Genomic DNA, 17100 nt, shown 5'->3' on the forward strand with positions numbered 1-17100 from the left:
CGCCGCGGCTTTTCTACTAGGCGGCGTGGGCAATCTCGGTCTGGTCTCGGTTGCCCACGCGCTAGGCGGAGAGCTACAGCTGTGCAACGTAACCACTTCGACGGGGTATGAATACGACTTCAACGCCGGACCCGCGACGTGGGTATCCTGTGCCTCCCAGGAGGCATTCTCGCTGAACAACGACCAGAGCAATAACGGGGGGACGGGACTTGCCGGTTCGACGGCCCGAATCACTGGCTACGGCGATGGCACGCTGGAACTGAAGGGCGAAAACGGCATCTCGATGCTGAACGGCGTCAACATGAACGGCAACCGGATCACCCAGGTCGGCGTGGGTGTACTGTCGTCCACCAGTCAGGAGGCGGTGAATGGATCGCAGCTTTACGCCACCAACCAGCAAGTGCAGTCCAACAGCGCGGCCATCACAACCTTGGGCGGGTCGGTGGCGCAGAACACGGCAACCCTGAACACGCTGACCACCAACCTCAACAACGGCGCCGTCGGCCTGGTCCGGCAGGATGCGGTCACGGGCGCCATTACCGTGGCTGCCTCCTCGGGCGGCAATGTCATCGACATGACGGGCACTGACGGCACGCGCACCGTCACCGGCGTCGCCAACGGCGTCATCTCGGCAACCAGTACGGACGCCGTCAATGGCAGCCAGCTCTACGCCCTTACGCAACAGGTCGGCCAACTGAATGCCGCCAATGCGTACGTCAGCGTCGACGGCGCGGGCGATGGCAGCGACAACGCGGCAGCGGGCGCAGGCACGATGGGCGCGGCGGTCGGGGCCAACGCGACGGTCACCGCGTCCAACGGCGTGGCCGTCGGCGCCAATGCATCGGCGGCAGCGACCAACAGTGTGGCGCTGGGCGCGGGTTCGGTGGCCGACCGCGCCAACACCGTGTCTGTCGGCGCGCAAGGCGCCGAACGCCAGGTCACCAATGTGGCGGCCGGCACGCAAAGCACCGATGCCGTGAATGTGGGTCAACTGAACCCCGTGGTGGCCGGCCTGGGCGGCGGTGCGCACATCGACACGGCCACGGGCGCCGTCACCGGCCCGGCGTATCAGCTTAATGGCCAGACGTACTACAACGTCGGCGACGCGCTCGGTTCGCTGGACACCACCGTGCAACGCAACCGCGAAGGCCTGGCCCGTCTGGACAACCGCATCGACCAGACCAACCGCGCCATCGACGACGTTGCGCGCAACGCCTATTCGGGCATCGCGGCCACCACGGCGCTGACCATGGTGCCGGAAGTCGATCCGGGCAAGCGGTTTGCGCTGGGCGTCGGTGCGGCCACGTATCGCGGCTACCAGGCCGTTGCAGTGGGCGCGTCGGCACGTGTGAACGACCGCGTCAAGCTCAAGGCCGGCGTGGGCATGGCCTCCGGCGGGCCCACGGCCGGGATCGGCGCGTCGATGCAGTGGTGATGGCCGCGGGATCACACCGTCACGACATTCAACCCGCCGTTCGCCAGCACTTCCGGATTCGCGCCTGACACAAACAACCGGAAATCGTTGTGCGCGAAGTTGCCGATCACCTTGGCCTGCGTGGCGATGAGGGCGCCCGCGTCGCCGTTGGTCAAGAGGTTGTTGCCGGTGACGGCGGCGTCGAATGCCGGGAAGTGGCTGTAGGCCTCCAGCGCGTTGTCGGCGGCGCGCAGGCAGCGCCACGCGGCGAATTCGCCGCCCGTCTGGATGATGGTCAGCATGGCGCGCGCCGCTTCAGCGCCGAGCCGCAGGCTGGAAAGGTGGTTGCTTTGCAGCGTCAGCGTGCCGTCGCCTTCGGGCACCATCTTGCCCGTGCGGATGCCGCCGCCCAACAGCTTCAACTGATCCGTCGTCAGTTCCGGAAAATCTCCTGATTCCGCAAAGAGCGCGATGCCGCCGCGCAGTCGGTTGTCGCGCACAGTGGTGTCGGCGTCGTTGTCCAGCAGCGCCAGCGCGCAGGACATCGGATCGGCCAGCAGCGCGGCGGCAAGCGCGGCGATGGCGGGGCGCAGGCGCTTGGCCGCTGGCGTTTCGCGGCCCAGCTGTGTGGCCAGCGTCGTCAGGGCCGACTGGATGCGCGGCGTCATCGTCAACGCGTTGCCGGCGGCGCCGGCGCGCAGCAGCGCGGCGATCTCGGTCGTCATCGCCTTGCGCGCGTCCAGGGGTTGGCGCGACAGTGCCGAGGCGGCGCGATCGTCGTCATCGTCCAGCACTGCCTCGGAGGAAAGCGCGCGCTTTAACGCGGCCAGCGTCGGGGCGCGGGTGAAGAGCTGGTCGAGGCGTTCGGCGTTGCCGCGGCCGGCGGCATAAAGACGGCAGGTCTCGATGTGCACGCGCCGGCTGCCGTCGACCCGCACCAGGCTGTTGCCGGGCCCGGCCGGCCCCGCGCAGTCGACGCGCGACAGCCGCAGGTCGGCGCATTGGTTGAAAGCGATCGCCGCCGGTTGGCCGCGCCGCGTGATCACCAGGTCGGCGATGGACACGCTGGCAAAGCCGTCCAGGCTGAACATGCGTTCATCCAGCATCAGCCGGCTGGCCGGGCCGCACCCATGGAGCATCAGGCGCACGCGCGGCCCCTTGATGATGAGGTCATCGTCCAGCTTGTGTTCGCCGGGCGTCAGGCACAGGCAGATGTCCATGCGGTCCTGTCCGATGAGCGTGCGCAGCGCTTTGTCCAGCGTCGGGAAATCGCCCGCCGGGCCGACGGTAAGGCAGCAGCCGCCGCCGTGCGTGCGCCGGCACAGCGCATCCAGGGCTTCTTGCACCGAATAGGCTTGTTCCGCGAGCAGGTCCGCGCAGTTGCGCGGGTCATAGGCCACCTCGGACGCCAGCGCCAGGGTTGCCGTGTAGCGCAGCGGCAGGTAGCGATCAGGCGCGGGCTGGCCCGCGCGCAGCAGTTGCGCCGTGGCGCGTTGCACGGGGCGGGCGGCATCGCAGGCAAGGGACCAGGCGATGGACGCCACGCCGTCGGCGCCGGTCGCCACGTCCTGCGTGGCCGTGCCATTGGGCAGGCGGCCGGCGTCCACCGTAAAGCGCACGACGGCGCCCGCCACCGGCAGGCTGCCGTTGGCCACACCCGCGCGCAACTCGGAAGGCAGCGGCACGACATCCGGCGTCATGGCGGGATGGGGCTTGACGCTCTGCCCGTCGCCGCCCGCGTAGTAAAGCTGAGTCAGTTCCGTCAACGCGGGAAAGAGCGGGCGGCAGTCGCTGATGGCGGTCCACGCGCCGCCCTGCCAGCGCAGCAAGGCCAGCCGCGCAAACGCCCGCAGGATCCCGGCGGGCGCGTTGAAGGCGGGCTTGCCGTCGGGCATCTGCGGCCATTCGATGGAGGCGGTGGCGGTGCGCGCGGGAATCAGCCAATAGTCGCCCACGCGCAGGCGGCCTGGGGAAAACTTGATTTCGACGCCGTCCTGCTCCAGCTCCACCCAGCCGGCGTTGGCGCTGTTGATGGGCGCGGGCGTGATTTCCGCGACGCCGTCCCAACGGCGCACGCGCGGATTGGACGGAAAGCGCGCCGCATCCAGCGCGTGGCCGATCAGGCTGGCCGGATCGATGGTGACCGTGTTGCCGTCGGTGCGCACCACCTGCGCCAGCGGGCCCGGCTGTCCCAGCAGTTCGTGCGTGTCATCCAGAAATTCGACCCAGCAGCCCGCGGTGATGGCCAGCACGTCGTCGCGGCCGATGCTGGCAACTTCAAATTCGTTGGCCACGGGGTCGTCCAGCCAGCGCACCACACGCGACAGGATGCTGCCGTTCTCGCGCGACCACTTGTAGCGCGCTTTGCCCGCGCCCGCGCCGTCCTGGTGGATCTCGATGCGGTAGAGATGGTTTTCCAGCAGACGGTAGCCGGCGTCGGGCGGCAACTGGCACGGCGTCTTGGGCGGCACGCTGGCTTCGGCGCGCGCGGCCATGCGCGCATCGGGCGGGGCGATCAGCGCATCCCACGCCGGCAGCGCCGACAGGCAGGTGAGGGCGGCGTCGGGCGCGCCGACCTGCATCAGCTTGACCTGCCACACCGTCTTTTCGCGGGTGGCGGTGTCGGGGCCGCCCAGCGCGACCTCGCGCATGCTGGTGTCGCCGGCAGGCAGGTCGAGCGTGCACAGGTGGCGCTGCCAGGCTTCCAGATAGGCCAGGTACATGCCCTCGGGCGGCGGCGCGGTTTGCCCGTTCGATCCGAAGACGACGACACCGTCGATGTCGGCCGGCGTGAGGGCGGGCGGCGGCAGCGGCAGGACGGACGCGCCAGCCGGCAGCACGGGCGATGCCGTCGGCGGCATGTCGGGCTGCTTGGCCACGGTGGCGGGCTGCGGGTTTTCGCACAACAGGCCGTCCAGATAAAGGCGACCGGTCGACAGCGACAGGTCTTTACCGGCAGGCGCCAACGCAAAGCCCGGCGCGGCCAGCGGCACGCCCACCCGGCCGACCGTGTCCGCCGTCTCGGTTTCGATGCGGCGGTTCAGGATGTCCTGCTGTTCGTTCCAGTCCGAATCCATCTGCACGCGGCCCTGCTGCATGCGGACGGCCCGGTAGCGCCGGGCGGGGTCGAAGGTGAGGCGGCTGAGATCGGCTTTCATGGTGTTGTTCCCGAAGACAGGGGGCTCAGTTCACGGGGATCAATCCCGCTTCGAGTCCGAAGCGCAGATACTCGTCCAGCGCCTGCCGCAGGTTGGCTTCGCGCTGGGCTTGCAGCAGGAAATTCCAGGCGCCCATTTCGGCGCCGTTGTCCGCGCCTTCGCGGATCTCGAGCGCGCAGCCGCGCGCCAGTTGGCCGTAGGACGGCGATCCGAACTGCGTGGAGGTAAACGAGGGGGCCACGCGCGCCGCCGCGCGCTTGGCGGCTGCGGCGCCCAGGTCCTGCATGGCCAGGTCCGGCTGGCAGCGGTAGCGTCGGGGCGTGACGGACGGCATGGGCACGTGGCAATAGCGCACGCAGCCTTCCTGGCGGCGGTTGATGGCGAGCGGGCCGCCGAACAGCGTGTTGGACGCGTCGAGCCGCCCGGCCGCCACGCGCCCGAACAACGTGCTGGCCACGACGCGCAGGGCGCTGTCGTCCACGTCGACCGCGGCAGCCGCGCTGCCTTGCGCATCGATCAGGCACGCGTCGATCTCGACGGCGGCAAGCGGTGTCGCGCAGCGCACCGGCCCGCTGATGCAGCGCGTAAGGCTCAATTCAAGTTCCGGCGCCGCGCCGCTGTGGCGCACGCCGCCGCGCGCGGGCGCCAGCGTGCAGTGGCGCAGCGCCACGGCACGCAACGTGCCTTCCAGCCGCAGGCGGCCATCGACCAGCAGCCCGTCGAGCCGCACGCGCGTGCTGGCGTTGCCGCGCAGCCGCCAGTCGCCCCGCAGCACCGGCCGTCGCAGCGGGGCCGCCTCGATCATCAGATGCGTGTCGGGCAGCACCAGATCGGGTGCGATGGCTTCGGTGCCGTCGTGGTCCAGAACGATGCGCACCCGCCGGCCTGCCTGCACCGCGGCCAGCGCCGCCGCCAGCGTGGGCGTGGCCGCCGAGGGCACGCGCAGTTCGGTGTCGAAGGTGTCTTCGGACGCCGCGTCCGCGTCATCGCCAACCGGGGCGCTGCGGTCGTACGGACCCGCGCCAATGTCGCCGGGAAAGCCATACGCAAAACGCACCTGCGCCGATTGCGCGGTGACGCCGGGCGGCAGCGCAAGGCGTCCGCGGTGCGGGTCCAGGCCCACCAGCACGCCGCCCGCAACAGGGAAGCTGCGGTCCGGCCGCCCGGGCTTGCGCGCCTTGACCAGCAGCGACGCGTCGGGCCGGCGCCAGTCCTCGGGGGAAACGCCGGGGATGGGCGCCAGGTTGCAGATGACCAGATGCTCGGGCGGCACGGCCTGTCCGTCCAGCCACACCTGCACGACCGGCCCGCCGCCGCTCTCGGCAAACCCCCCTTGCGGCGGCGCGTCGCCATCGGTCAGCGCCTGGCGGCGCGCTTCCAGTTCGGCGTGCAGATCGCGCCAGGACAGCGGTTCGGGCACGTTGACCGGCTCGGCCAGGTGGTCGATGTCGGTCTCCGTGCGTGGCCGGTTGAACAGCGGCTGGTCGCGGCCCAGCGGATCGATGGTGTAGAAGCCATCGCGCGTCGTGGCGGGGGCGGCGTCGCCGCGCTGGACGGTGTAAGACTGCAGCCGCCACAGGAACAGCGCGACGTTGGGCAGGTTGTAGCGCCCGGCTGGCAGTGCGCGCACATCGGCCGTGTGCAGCTCGGCGCCAAAAGGACCGTCAACGCGTTCCATTGCGCGGGAATCGCGCAGATCCGGTGTGCGCAGCGCGTGCGGGCGCGGATGGTTGACGTGCTGGGTGGTGGCGACGCGTTCAAAGCACTCGGACACGCGGCTGCGCCAGCCCGTGGCGTCGGCGGCAAGTTCTTCCAGCACCAGTGCGGTGCCCTTGCGCCGGCGCAGCCGCAGCGTGTTGGCGACCAGCGCGCGGGGTGAGAACGCGGCGCCGACGGGGTATAGCGCGCGCACGCCCAGCAGATCGCCCAGGTACGGCACCACCCAGTCGTCGCAGGTCTCGATGAACCAGTTGTCGTAGAGCCGGTCCACGTCGGCGTCCACCAGCGCGCCCTGGCGCGCCAGCACGTCCAGCAGCGCGCGCAGCGGGCCGCCGGCCGCAGCGTCGCGTTCACGGTAGAAGGCCGGCAGCAGGGCCATCAGCGCATCGGCATCCAGGCGGGTGTTCATGTGCGCTCCGTGAGCAAGATGTTCGCCGGGTCAGGGCGCAGCAGTTCGGCCGGTTGCAGGCTGCCTTGCTGCCACCGCGCGGTGCGCGCCGGCAGCGTGGCGCCGGGCCCGTTGCTGCGCCGCGTGGTGACGGGGGACAACCCCGCGCTCAGTCCCGCACCCGGTCCAGAGCCCAGCCCCGGGTTCAGTCCAGTATTCAGCCCCCCCTCCAGCACCAGCGAATCCAGATCCACCCACTGCACGCCCGGCACGCCTTGCAGCACGGTCAAGACTTCCGCGCCGTGCACCGGCTGACCGAATGCGCGCGCGGCAAAGCCAAAGGCCTCCAGCACGCGGGCGTGGGCCGCCTGCAATACCTTGGGCGTCTCGTAGCGGGGATCGATGCCCAGACCGGCCCGCAGGCCGAAACCCAGATAGCGGCACGGCGCCACGCGCAGCGGCTGGTAGGGCGGCCGCGCCCCATCGATGGCCGCGAGCAGATTGCGATACAGCGCGCCGGCTGGATCCAGCGCGGCGCCGTCCTCGCCGGCGACGGTCAGATGCACGAGCCGTTGTTCCCCGTCCCACAGCCACACCGCCTGCGACTTGCCGATGCCGGTGAACGCGGCGGAAAAATCCTCGAAGTCGCGCAGCGAGACGATGCGGTCCAGCGTGCGCACGCGCAGCGGCGCATTGCGGCGGGCGGCGTCGCCGGCTTCGGGATCCACCCCGCCGGTGGCGGCTGCCGGATTGACGACCGCCTTGACGCCCGGCGCGCGCGTGAGCAGCACGTTCAGTTGACCGCGCGCGACGTTGCCTTCGCGGCCCAGGCCGACGCGATAGCGCGCCTCTACATTGCCCGACCCCGACGGCAGCCGCGCGCCGTGCAGGCCGTCGCCGAACTGCACCGTGGCGCCGCCGCTGTCGTCCAGCCGCAGCAGATAGGCGCGATCGTCCGGCGCCAGCTCCGTGATGCGTGGCGCTTCGGTCCACAGCAGGCCATCCACGCGAACTTCCAAGCTGCTCGCTGCGCCGCTCGCCGTGGGCGCGGGCACGAAGGTCAGCGGCTTTTGCTGCAGCGTGAAACGCTGGAACGCCCGGTTGCCGGCGCCGCTGCCCAGCACCTCGGGCTGGATGCGCATCTGCCGGCTGTCGCCGTGGCTGGCCGGCGCGACGTTGGCGTTGATGCGCACCGTGGCGGGCAGATAGGCGTGCGCCAGATCGGCGTCCAAGTGCAGCGACGTGCGGCCGCCAGCGCTGTCGTTGCGCTGGATGCGGACGATGTCGCTGGCTTCAGCCAGCGTGACCGTGGCGCGCGCGCCGTCCTCGAATTCCAGATCCGCGCTGGCGCGGTCGCGCGCCACGCGCACGTTGGCCAGCGCGTCGCCGCGCAACAGCCGGTCGCGTGGCGCGATGTTCGCGGCGTCGGCCTCGTCCAGGATCAGCCCCGACACCGCCAGCACGCGGTCTTGGGGCAGGTCGGGTTCGTACGACGCCAGCACCAGCGCGTGGCCCTGCGTGAGGCCGGACGCGGGGCGCACGCCCCAGTCCAGCGCATCGGATTCGCCATAGGCGGTGGTCTCGCGCACGGCGTCGTTGAACTGTTCGCGCAGGCGCTCCCCGCGCAAGGTCAGCCGGGTGGTCGGCCCGGCCAGCGCAAAGCCGGTGCGCGCGTCGGGGCCGGCGTCGGCAACGCGGTAGAGCTCTTCATACCCTGGCATGGACAGCACGGCCCAGCCGCCGGCCACCCATTTCGGATAGACGGCGTCCAGGTGCACGCCGTGCACGTCGGCGGGGAACAGGCTGGCGGCGGGTATCGTCTGGCGCGCCAGGCCCGGTCCGGCCCACGCGAGCGCAAGGGTGGCGTCGCCGCTGGCCTCGTAGTAGTCGATGCGGATGTCGTGCTTGCGGCCTGCCGTGAGCCTGGCGCTGGCGCTGTACTCGGTAGGCGATTGCTCGCGCCACTGGTCGATGAGCAGGTTGCCGTCGACCCACAGCCGCACGCCGTCGTCGGCCGTGACGTGGAAGGTGTAGCTGCCGCTGTCCGGCGCGCGCACCCATCCGGTCCAGCGCACGCAGAAGTTGTCCGCGGGCATGCCGTCGCCGGGACCGCCCGCCGCCCACCGGAAATCCAGTTGCGGATCGGTGCGCGTCATCACCCGCTCGCTGAAGGTGCGGCCGCGGTAATACTCGCCGTACAGGCCGGACCCCGCGCCGCTGGCGCCCGGCGGATCGGAGATGTCGGCCAGCGTATAGCCCGGCCATTGGGGGAACTGGCTGAAGGACGGCTTGGCGTCGTCGGCCATGCCCAGATAGGCCGCGCGCAGTGTGGCGGGCATGGCGCGCCAGTCGGGCGCGTTGTAGCCGAACAGCCGCGCCTGCGCGCGCAGCGCGTAGCAGCGCGGATTGCGGCGGGCGGGCTGCACGTGCGGGGCCGCGCTGCCCAGGCCGCGTTCCAGCGAGATCAGCGTGTAGGCGGGCGCGCCGTCTTCGCCGGGGCCCGGCACATACTCGCGAACCTGTGTCAGACGGCGGAAATCCCAATTTTCGTTGCCCGGGTCGCGCACACGTTCGTCGCCGACGATCAGCACGGCGTCGCCGGCTTTGAGGCGCGTGGCCGCCCCGGCCAGGCACAGCGTGCGCGCGCCAAAGCGCGGCGGCGCCGGTTCCAGCCACGCCAGTTCCAGCGCGTTCCAGGCGGCGCGGGCCTCGACCGCCTGCAAGGTTTCAAACGTCTGCGCGCGTTCATCCTGCGCAGGCACGCTTTGCGCGCGCGTCCACGGCTCGATGCGCGCGCGCAGTGGCGCGCCGGGCGCGGTTTCCATCGTGAACGCCAGCCACGTCGTTGCCGCCACACCGGGCCGCAGTTCGTAGCCGATGGCCCGTGCCAGCGATTGCACGGACCGGCGCTCGGTCGCCGTCCGCAGATAGCCCTCGTTGCCGATGCGTTCCTGATAGAACGCCAGCACGTCCAGCACCGCAGCCCACGCGTCGAACAGGGCGATGACCGGGTCGTCACGGTCGCGTGTGGTCAGCGCGGCCAGCGCCGGCGACCGCGCCAGGTCGGCTGTCAGGCTGGCCAGAAACCGGCCATGCGTGCCGATGCGCAAGCGCAAGGCGGGCTGCCCCGGCGGGTTGTCCAGGTCTGATGGCGTCAGCGCAGGCTGGCCGGCGCAGCAGCCGCAATCGGCGGGGGTTGTCATGATCCGCCCTCCACGATGAAGTCGATGCGGCCGTTCTCGGGAAAGTTGGGGTCGCCGTCGGCGCGTAGCACTTCCAGCGGCGCAATCAGCAGGCGGCCGGTGTCCAGTTCGCCCGCGGGGTCGCGGCCCCAGCGCTGGAAGCGTTCGGCCCGCGCCGACGCGACCCCCGGCACCGCCATGACGGCGCGCATCAGTGCCGACAGCGCCAGCGGCGTGCCGAAGGTGTAGCGGTCGGGATGAAAGAAGCCCGGCCGGCCCGCGCGGTCCAGGCCCGCGGTGAAGGCATCGCGCAGCGCCGCCTTGACGTCCGCAGCAAAGTGGCCCGGCGCGGCGCAGACGCGCACCAGGATGTCGAGCGGCACGTGCACGGGATCGGAGAATTCCAGGTCCTGTCCTGCCAGCCGGAAGCGCTCCATGAAGGCGCGCAGCGTGGCGCGAAAGGGCGCGTCCACCTCCCGCCCGCCGCGCCGGTCGACGGTCAGAAAGACCGTGTGCCAACTGCCCGTCCAGCGCAGCCGGGCGGCCGCGCGCTGCACCTGCGGATGGCGTTCGGCGAGGCGCGCGTAGTCGTCGGCCGTGACCGCGCGCTCTTGCACCCGAAAGGCCTCGGGCGCGTTCAGCTTGATGGCGTCGGCCGGTTCCGGCGCCGCGCCGCCCTGCGCGGGCAGCGGATTGCGCACGCGCGCCACGCCCACCATCAGGTCCGCATCGTCGGTGACAAGCGCGCCGATGGCCTCGGCGCCCACGTTGCCCTCCGCTCCGCCGCCCAGCCGGTAGCGCGCCAGCAGGCGTTCGCCGGCCACGGGAGCGGCGCCGTAGCGGTTGTCGCCAAAGCGCAGCCAGGCCGCACCATCGGTTTCCGTTTCGACCACGAACTCGCGCGCGTCACGGGCGCTGGCCAGCAGGCTGCGCTGGGGCGACCACGCCGGGCTGGCGGGGGCGGGCACGTCGCCGGGCTGATCGGCGTCGTCCGCCTGCAGCGACATGCCGCTGGGCAGGGCGCGGCGCGGGTCCTGCGCCAGCGCCGCACCGGCGGGCAGCAGGGCGGCCACGGCGAGGTCATGCCGGTAGGGTTCGGCGCAGGCCAGGCCCGCGTCCGGCAGGCGGGGGCGGTAGGGCCGCGACGCGGGCGCGTCGCGCGCGGTGGCCGTGTCCGGCAGTAGCGGCGTCCAGTCGCGCTGCATGCCGTGGTCGGCCAGGACGACGTTGCCGCGCGCCACGGAAACGGCCCGCTTGACCAGCGCACCGCCGTCGTCGAACTCGCGGCTGACGCACAGCGGAAATGGCAGCGCGTCGTCCGGGTGCCAGGCGATCAGCAGCAGGTCGGTGCCGGTCAGGTCGTCGCGGCCGGCGCGGGTTTCAGTCAGGCGCACGGCCACGCGATGCGTGCGGTCGGCGTCGGCCTTGCGGCCCGTCAACGGGTCGATGGTTTCCTCAAACACCAGCACGTCGCCGGCGCCAAGCGTCAGCGGGGGATCGTTCACCAGCGCCGCCTGCGTCTGGCCGCGCGGCAGGCAGTAGGCGGGATCGGCGAAGTCATGCAGCAGGATGCGGCTATGCGCGGCGTGCAGCGTCAGGTCGTGCAGCGTCTCGAACACTTCAATGCCGGCCGCGGGCAGCCCGTCTAGCACGTCACGGCGGCGCACGGGCTCGGCAAGCGCGGCTTCGGGCGTGCTGGTCAATAGCGGCGTGCCCGCCGGGATGATCTTGCCGTCACCCTGCGCGTTCGCTTCGATCGCGACAAACACGCGCGCGTTGCAGCCGTCATGCAGGGGGTAGTCCAGAAGACGCGCGTGGCGCCGCAGCGAGGTCCGGCGGCGCGCGGTGTCCAGATAGGCCTCGGTGGCGGCGGCGTCCTGCGCGTAGGAAAGATGGTCGGCCACGTAGGCCAGCGTTTCCACGAGCGCCACGGTGAAATCGGCGGGATTGCGCTCGGTGAAGTCGGGCATGCTCTGCGACAGGCGGTCCAGCATCAAACGCCGGAAGCTCTCGTAATCCTTGGCCAGGTAGTCCAGCAGCGGCTCGGGCGGCGCCGGCGCATCGCACGCGTGCGTGTCGGCGCAGTCGAACTCCGACGGGCAGCCCGCCTTGAAGTTGATCTCGATGGTAGACAGGCACAGGTCAAAGCCCGGCGCGGGCGCGTCGGGGTCGGCCGGGTTGACGAGCGCGAGCGTGTACCACGAGAAGTCGCCTGCCTTGTCCACGGTCAGCCGGATCTCGTTGCCGGACAGCACCGGGTCCGCGGCCAGCGCGATGCCGCGAATGCGCGCGCCGCCTTCGATGCGCACGTGGGCGCGGCCGATGCCGGACACCGGATGCGCGCAGACCACACGCACCGTGCGCTGATCGGCCGCGTCAATTTCCACGAAGGCGATGCCGTTGTCGCCGGGCGGCTGCTGGGCGCGCAGCAGTTGCAGCCGGCGCGGGTTGGCGCTGCGGAACTGGCGGTTCATGGCACGTCGCGCGTAAAGCGCGCCAGACGCCGTTGCTGGCCTTGGCGCAGCACGTACTGCACGTCGACCTGCAATGTTGCATCGCGGTGCGCGACGTTGACGGATTCCACCGCGATGCGCTCGCCCAGCCATTGCTGCAATGCGCCTTGCACGCTCATCTGCACGGCGGCGGCCAGCGTGTCGCTGTTGGGCGCAAACACCAGTTGCAGCAGTCCGCAGCCGAAGTCCGGCCGGTTCACGCGCTCGCCCGGTACGGTGAACAGCACTTGCTCGATCATGTCGCGCACATGAGTGGCGTCGTCGGCATTACGGCTGCGGCCGCGCGCGTCGGGTTCGAATGGAAAGCGCAGGAGGGCCATGGCGATGCGTCCTTACATGCCCACGACGCGGGCCTGCGCCTGCAGGGCCAGCATCGGCGTGCCGGTGGGCATGCAGATCGACGAGCCCGCCTGCAGCGCGGCCGGCATCCCGCCGATCAGCACGCGCGTCGCGCCGGCGAGCCACATGCCGGTGACACACGGGCCGTTGCCTGACGGCGGCGGCGGAAACGCGCAGCCCGCGATGGAATACGTCGACAGGATGGTCACGGCCGGCTGGCCCGACAGCAGCACGCGCGGATTGGGCGCCGTGGGAATGGCCTGGCCGCCGTGCGAACACTGCACGGTGGCGCCGAAATGCAGCAGGGGTCCGGGCATGCTCTTGGCCTCCTCAGGTCACCGTCAGGGCGCCCTGGTTGATGTTGACGGCCGGACCGGCAAGCATCACCGTCGCGCCCTGGCCGTTGGACAGCGTGATGCCCACATCGCTGATCGAAATCATCGCGCCCGTTTTGGTCTTGAGCAGAATGCCGCCGGTGGGCCCCGGCAGATCGGAAATCATCAGCGTGTTCTGCCCGCCGGTCTGCAGCACGATGCTGGGCGAAACGGGCAGGCCGGCCAGCGCCAGCGCCGGGACTTCGGCGGCCGATCCCCAGAATCCCCCAACCCAGATCGGGTAGTCGGGCTTGCCCTGTTCAAACTCCACCCATACGCCCGCACTGACCTGCGGCACGACGAACACGCCGCTCTGCTGGCCGGCGAACGGCACGCACGGCATCGCCCAGCTTGAGACGCCCAGGCCCAGCACGTCGGGCACCTGCACCTGGATGCGGCCCATCTGCATGGGATCGACGTTGTTGATCACCACGCCGCGGAATTTGCCGTAGTGGCGTTGGGGTTCTGTCATGGCGGCACCAGGGGCAGGGTGGAGATCAGACCGTTGCGGGCCAGCGAGAATTGCTGCCGGAATTCGCCCGCCTTGAGCGAGCTGTCGACGCGCTTGACGTAGTACAGGCCATCGAACGCCAGCCCCGCGCCGCGCACGCCGACCAGTTGGCGCGACTTGAGCACATGGCCGTAGCGCAGCACGTTGAGCGATCCATCGGCGGTCACGGCGTCGGCAGTGGTGCCGGCGGCCATGGCCAGACCTTTGCCCAGCGCGGCGGCCGGCGACAGCTTGGCGGTGTCTTTCAGCAGCGTCAGCCCCTTGGCCAGCGGCGGCAGCAGGCCCAGCGGCGGGCTGGTCAGGCTGACGTCGGGAACGGGCAGCGGAATCGGAAACTTGGTCAGCGGATTCTGGATGAAGATGACCGGCAGCGCGGCGTCCGACTGGTTCACCGCGAACGACAGCGACTCGACATTGCTGTGCACGTCCATGCCCAGGTTGAGCGCGGGCTGCACCGGTCCCAGCCGGATTTCCGGTCCCCAGTACGCCACGTTGGCGCCGGGCAGCGGGCCGGGCTCGATGTAGAACACGTGGCCCACTTCCCGCGCCAACTGGCGTACATAGGCGAGGTCCGTGCCTTCGTGCAGCGGAATGCGTTCCACCGGAATCGGCACGTCGGTGAAGGGCGACGGCACGACCAGCGGCAGCATCCCGTACAGCGCGTAGCGGCCAATGATGGCGGCGACGCGGGCGGGCGGCGGCATGGCCGGGTAGGGCAGGCCGCTCATGTCCTGCTTGTCCATCGCCACCGTCAGGTCTTCGCCGGTGACGGTCAGGCGCGACTGGCCGGGCGCGTTGCCGTCCGTGATCTCCTGGCGCGTCACCAGCCCGTCCATCAGCACGGTGGGCAGCCCGTTCAGCGTGGCGATCAGGATGACGCGCAGCCACGGCACCTGGCCGCCCGCGATCACCAGCAGCGTATGCAGCGGCGAGCGGTTGCTGACGGAGAACGTGAGCTGGAATCCGCCCGGCCCGTCCGCGGACGACGACACCTCGACGCGCTCCAGGCCGTCCATGATGGGGCGGGGCGCAGGCACCGGCAGGCCAGGGCCGACCAGCAGCGTCAGGTGCACGCCGCTAAGCATCGCTGCATCCGAAGGGCGCACCACCGAAGGGAGAACCCAACGCGGCGGGCAGCGTCACGCGCAGGCTGCGCCCGGGCACTTCCAGCGCGGCCGGACGCGGCGCGTCGTTGCCGTCCGCCAGGCGCCAGAACTGCAGCGGATCGCCCAGCGCCGCAGCGGCAATCCGGTCCAGCCGGTCGCCTGGGGCGACCGCGACCTCGCCCACTGCGGTCAGCGCCGCCGGATCTGGCAGAAAGCGCCGGCGGAGGTACACGAGCGGCCGGCCGTCCGGCCCGGCCAATTCGGCCGTTGGCACGTCGTGGTACCGGCTGTTGGCAGGAAAGCGCTGCACGCTCATGGCAGGGACTCCAATCCGACGGAACCCAGGTCGCCCAGACCGGCCAGCGCGGCCAGCCGTTCCTTGCGCTGCTGATACACCAGGTACAGATGGCCGCCCTTGTCGCCAAAGCCCAGATCGCCCACGTGCAGCACGCGCAGGCCCAGCGACACCTTGGCGCGGATGGGATTGAGGCGCGCGTCGAAAGCCTCTTCGGTAATCGAAAAGTCCGTCACGCGCACCGGCACCACGCGCTCGCGGCTCCACACGAACAGGCTCAGCGGCGCGACCGTGGGCGCGATTTCCAGCGTGCCCAGGTTGGCGATCTGGTTGTTGCGGATGAGCGCGGCGCTGTCCGGGTAGACGATGGTCTCCAGCGCGGCCAGCTGCGCATGGATGCCCGTGTCGCGCGCCTGCGGATGATCGTCGGGAAATTCGAGCTGATCGGCGGCGTCCAGCTCGGCGTCCAGCCGGATCGTCTCGGACGGCGGACCTTTCAGGCGCAGCGGTTCGCCTGCCGCGCCGCCGTCGTCCACGCTCTGCGGCTGCAGCGAGCGCGTCAGGGTCTCGGGGTTGTATTGCAGCGATATCACGCGCTGCACCGCCCCGCTGGCCGGATCGATCAGGATGATGCCGCCGCGCAGCAGGCGGGGCGAAAGCGGTCCGCTCATGGATAGGCCTGCGGTTCCGCGGCGTTGCGTACGGCGGTGATGCGCTGCGCGCCCACCAGCGCTTCCGGCCAATGGCGCGCCGCGCTGAAGAGGTCGGGGCGGTAGTCGAACTCCAGCACGAAGCGCGACACCGGCACCCGCGCCACGCAGTCCAGTTCGACGGCGCGCAACTTGCCCGGCGGCTCGTCGACCATCGTGACGTCGGCGTAGCGCGTCTGGCACAGTTCCAGCACCTCGCCCACGGTCTTGCCAATCCAGTCTTCCATGGCGGCTCCTAGATCAGGTTCATGTTCTTGGGCACGGCGCTCGCGTCGTCCGGCCAGCAGGCGCGATAAAAGCAGATGCCGCAGCCGTCGACCGAGGCCCGCACGGCGGTCTCGACCTTGGCCTGGAACGTGCCGGTGGCGGCGGCAAACGCGTCGTTCCAGCGTGTCTTGAAATCGACGCCGCGCTTTCGGCAGTCGTACACGGCCTCGTAGTCCTGCATGTTCAGCGCGTAGTTGCAGCTGCCGGCGCCGATGTACTTCACCCAGCCCTGGCTGCCCGCCATGAAGTTGGCCACGTCGGCGCCGGAGAACGCGACGCCCAGCTTGGATCCTTCCGAGCTGCTGTACGGGTGCGTGTGATAGGTGCCGAGCGTGTAGTCGCCCTTTTTCTCGGCGGGCAGGCTGATGCTGCCGCCGCCGCCCGATCCGGTGCGGATCACCCGCTTGCCGTCCTTGTCGGACACGATGCGCCCGCCATGTTCCTGCACGGTGTCGCCGCCGTGGCCGGACTTGGACCAGGCTTCGTTGACCGCGTCATACACGTCGTCCGGCATGGTGTGCGTGGTGGGGCACTTGCGCGCCTCGGCTTCGGCCACGCGCAGATCGCCCATGCCGGCGCGCTGCACGGTCTGCGCCAGGCCCGGCGCCGCAGCGGGCCGTGACAGGCTGTGCGCGGCGCGGTCGGCTTCCGCTTCCTGCGGCGAGTGCGACGGGCCCAGTTCCAGCGGCAGCCCGGGACGGTAGCGCCCATGCTGCTGCACGACGTGCGCCAGCTCGTGCGCCAGCAGGTCGCGGCCCTGGCGTGTGCCCGGCGCGTAGCGGCCCGCGCCAAAGGCGACATGCGCGCCGACGGTCCAGGCCTGCGCATCCAGCGCGCGCGCCGATTCCGCGGCCCGCGCATCCGCGTGGATGCGCACGCGCCCGAAATCGTGGCCGTAGCGCCGCTCGAATTCCATCCGGTCGGCGGAGGCCAGGGGCTGACCCGCGCTGCGCAGCACGTCCTCGACCTGCTCGGGCACCGCTGATTTTGCACGACCCGAAGTCGACGAGGAGGCGCACGTCGACTTGCCGCCGCAACCGCAGGCGCATCGCCGCATCACCAGGCGCGAGCGCGGCGGTGCGGTGTCCGGCCGCGGCGCGAACAAGGACGTTCTCATGGCTCTG

Annotated in this window: 12 protein-coding genes and 2 pseudogenes; 2 read left to right on the forward strand and 12 right to left on the reverse strand. The window is 70.7% G+C overall.

What is annotated here, in order from left to right; translation table 11 throughout:
- Window positions 1-301: 301 nt before the first annotated feature.
- A pseudogene (locus tag AC6CIE_RS17065) lies at window positions 302-706 on the forward strand (hypothetical protein); the annotation flags it as partial.
- 225 nt (window positions 707-931) lie between these two features.
- Window positions 932-1435 (forward strand): annotated as a pseudogene (locus AC6CIE_RS17070) (YadA C-terminal domain-containing protein); the annotation flags it as partial.
- An 11-nt stretch (window positions 1436-1446) separates the two neighbouring features.
- On the opposite strand, the gene AC6CIE_RS17075 reads toward AC6CIE_RS17070, so the two are convergent.
- The 12 genes from AC6CIE_RS17075 to AC6CIE_RS17130 are packed head-to-tail and all read right to left on the reverse strand — an operon-like array spanning window position 1447 to window position 17093.
- On the reverse strand, window positions 1447-4572 hold the full coding sequence (locus tag AC6CIE_RS17075; RefSeq protein ID WP_498093049.1) for a DUF6519 domain-containing protein: 3126 nt from the start codon (window positions 4570-4572) through the stop codon (window positions 1447-1449).
- Window positions 4573-4597: 25 nt separating this feature from the next.
- A complete protein-coding gene (locus AC6CIE_RS17080; protein WP_498093051.1) occupies window positions 4598-6700 on the reverse strand; it encodes a phage tail protein in 2103 nt (700 codons plus the stop codon).
- Window positions 6697-9882 (reverse strand): putative baseplate assembly protein, encoded by a 3186-nt coding sequence (locus tag AC6CIE_RS17085; RefSeq protein ID WP_498093053.1) that lies wholly within the window; start codon window positions 9880-9882, stop codon window positions 6697-6699. The genes AC6CIE_RS17080 and AC6CIE_RS17085 overlap by 4 nt, the downstream gene beginning before the upstream one ends.
- Window positions 9879-12335: a baseplate J/gp47 family protein gene (locus tag AC6CIE_RS17090; RefSeq protein ID WP_498093055.1), complete on the reverse strand. Its 2457-nt coding sequence runs from the start codon at window positions 12333-12335 to the stop codon at window positions 9879-9881. The genes AC6CIE_RS17085 and AC6CIE_RS17090 overlap by 4 nt, the downstream gene beginning before the upstream one ends.
- Window positions 12332-12694 (reverse strand): GPW/gp25 family protein, encoded by a 363-nt coding sequence (locus AC6CIE_RS17095; RefSeq protein WP_175122708.1) that lies wholly within the window; start codon window positions 12692-12694, stop codon window positions 12332-12334. Before AC6CIE_RS17095 ends, AC6CIE_RS17090 begins: the two co-directional genes overlap by 4 nt.
- Before the next feature lie 12 nt (window positions 12695-12706).
- Window positions 12707-13030, reverse strand: coding sequence for a hypothetical protein (locus AC6CIE_RS17100; protein ID WP_175137628.1), 324 nt, complete (start codon window positions 13028-13030; stop codon window positions 12707-12709).
- 13 nt (window positions 13031-13043) lie between these two features.
- Entirely contained in the window at window positions 13044-13559 is a 516-nt protein-coding gene (locus AC6CIE_RS17105) for a phage baseplate assembly protein V (protein WP_175122710.1), read from the reverse strand.
- The gene (locus AC6CIE_RS17110; protein WP_175122711.1) at window positions 13556-14683 is read right to left on the reverse strand and encodes a hypothetical protein; all 1128 of its coding nucleotides are present in this window, start codon (window positions 14681-14683) and stop codon (window positions 13556-13558) included. The genes AC6CIE_RS17105 and AC6CIE_RS17110 overlap by 4 nt, the downstream gene beginning before the upstream one ends.
- Window positions 14676-15020, reverse strand: a complete 345-nt coding sequence (locus tag AC6CIE_RS17115; protein ID WP_498093058.1) for a LysM domain-containing protein — start codon at window positions 15018-15020, stop codon at window positions 14676-14678. The genes AC6CIE_RS17110 and AC6CIE_RS17115 overlap by 8 nt, the downstream gene beginning before the upstream one ends.
- Window positions 15017-15670: a hypothetical protein gene (locus AC6CIE_RS17120; protein WP_498093060.1), complete on the reverse strand. Its 654-nt coding sequence runs from the start codon at window positions 15668-15670 to the stop codon at window positions 15017-15019. The genes AC6CIE_RS17115 and AC6CIE_RS17120 overlap by 4 nt, the downstream gene beginning before the upstream one ends.
- Window positions 15667-15936: a hypothetical protein gene (locus AC6CIE_RS17125; protein WP_175137629.1), complete on the reverse strand. Its 270-nt coding sequence runs from the start codon at window positions 15934-15936 to the stop codon at window positions 15667-15669. The genes AC6CIE_RS17120 and AC6CIE_RS17125 overlap by 4 nt, the downstream gene beginning before the upstream one ends.
- Window positions 15937-15944: 8 nt before the next feature.
- Window positions 15945-17093, reverse strand: a complete 1149-nt coding sequence (locus AC6CIE_RS17130) for an eCIS core domain-containing protein (protein ID WP_498093062.1) — start codon at window positions 17091-17093, stop codon at window positions 15945-15947.
- Window positions 17094-17100: the final 7 nt, after the last annotated feature.

The sequence above is a fragment of the Achromobacter sp. GQ309 genome, assembly GCF_059759315.1.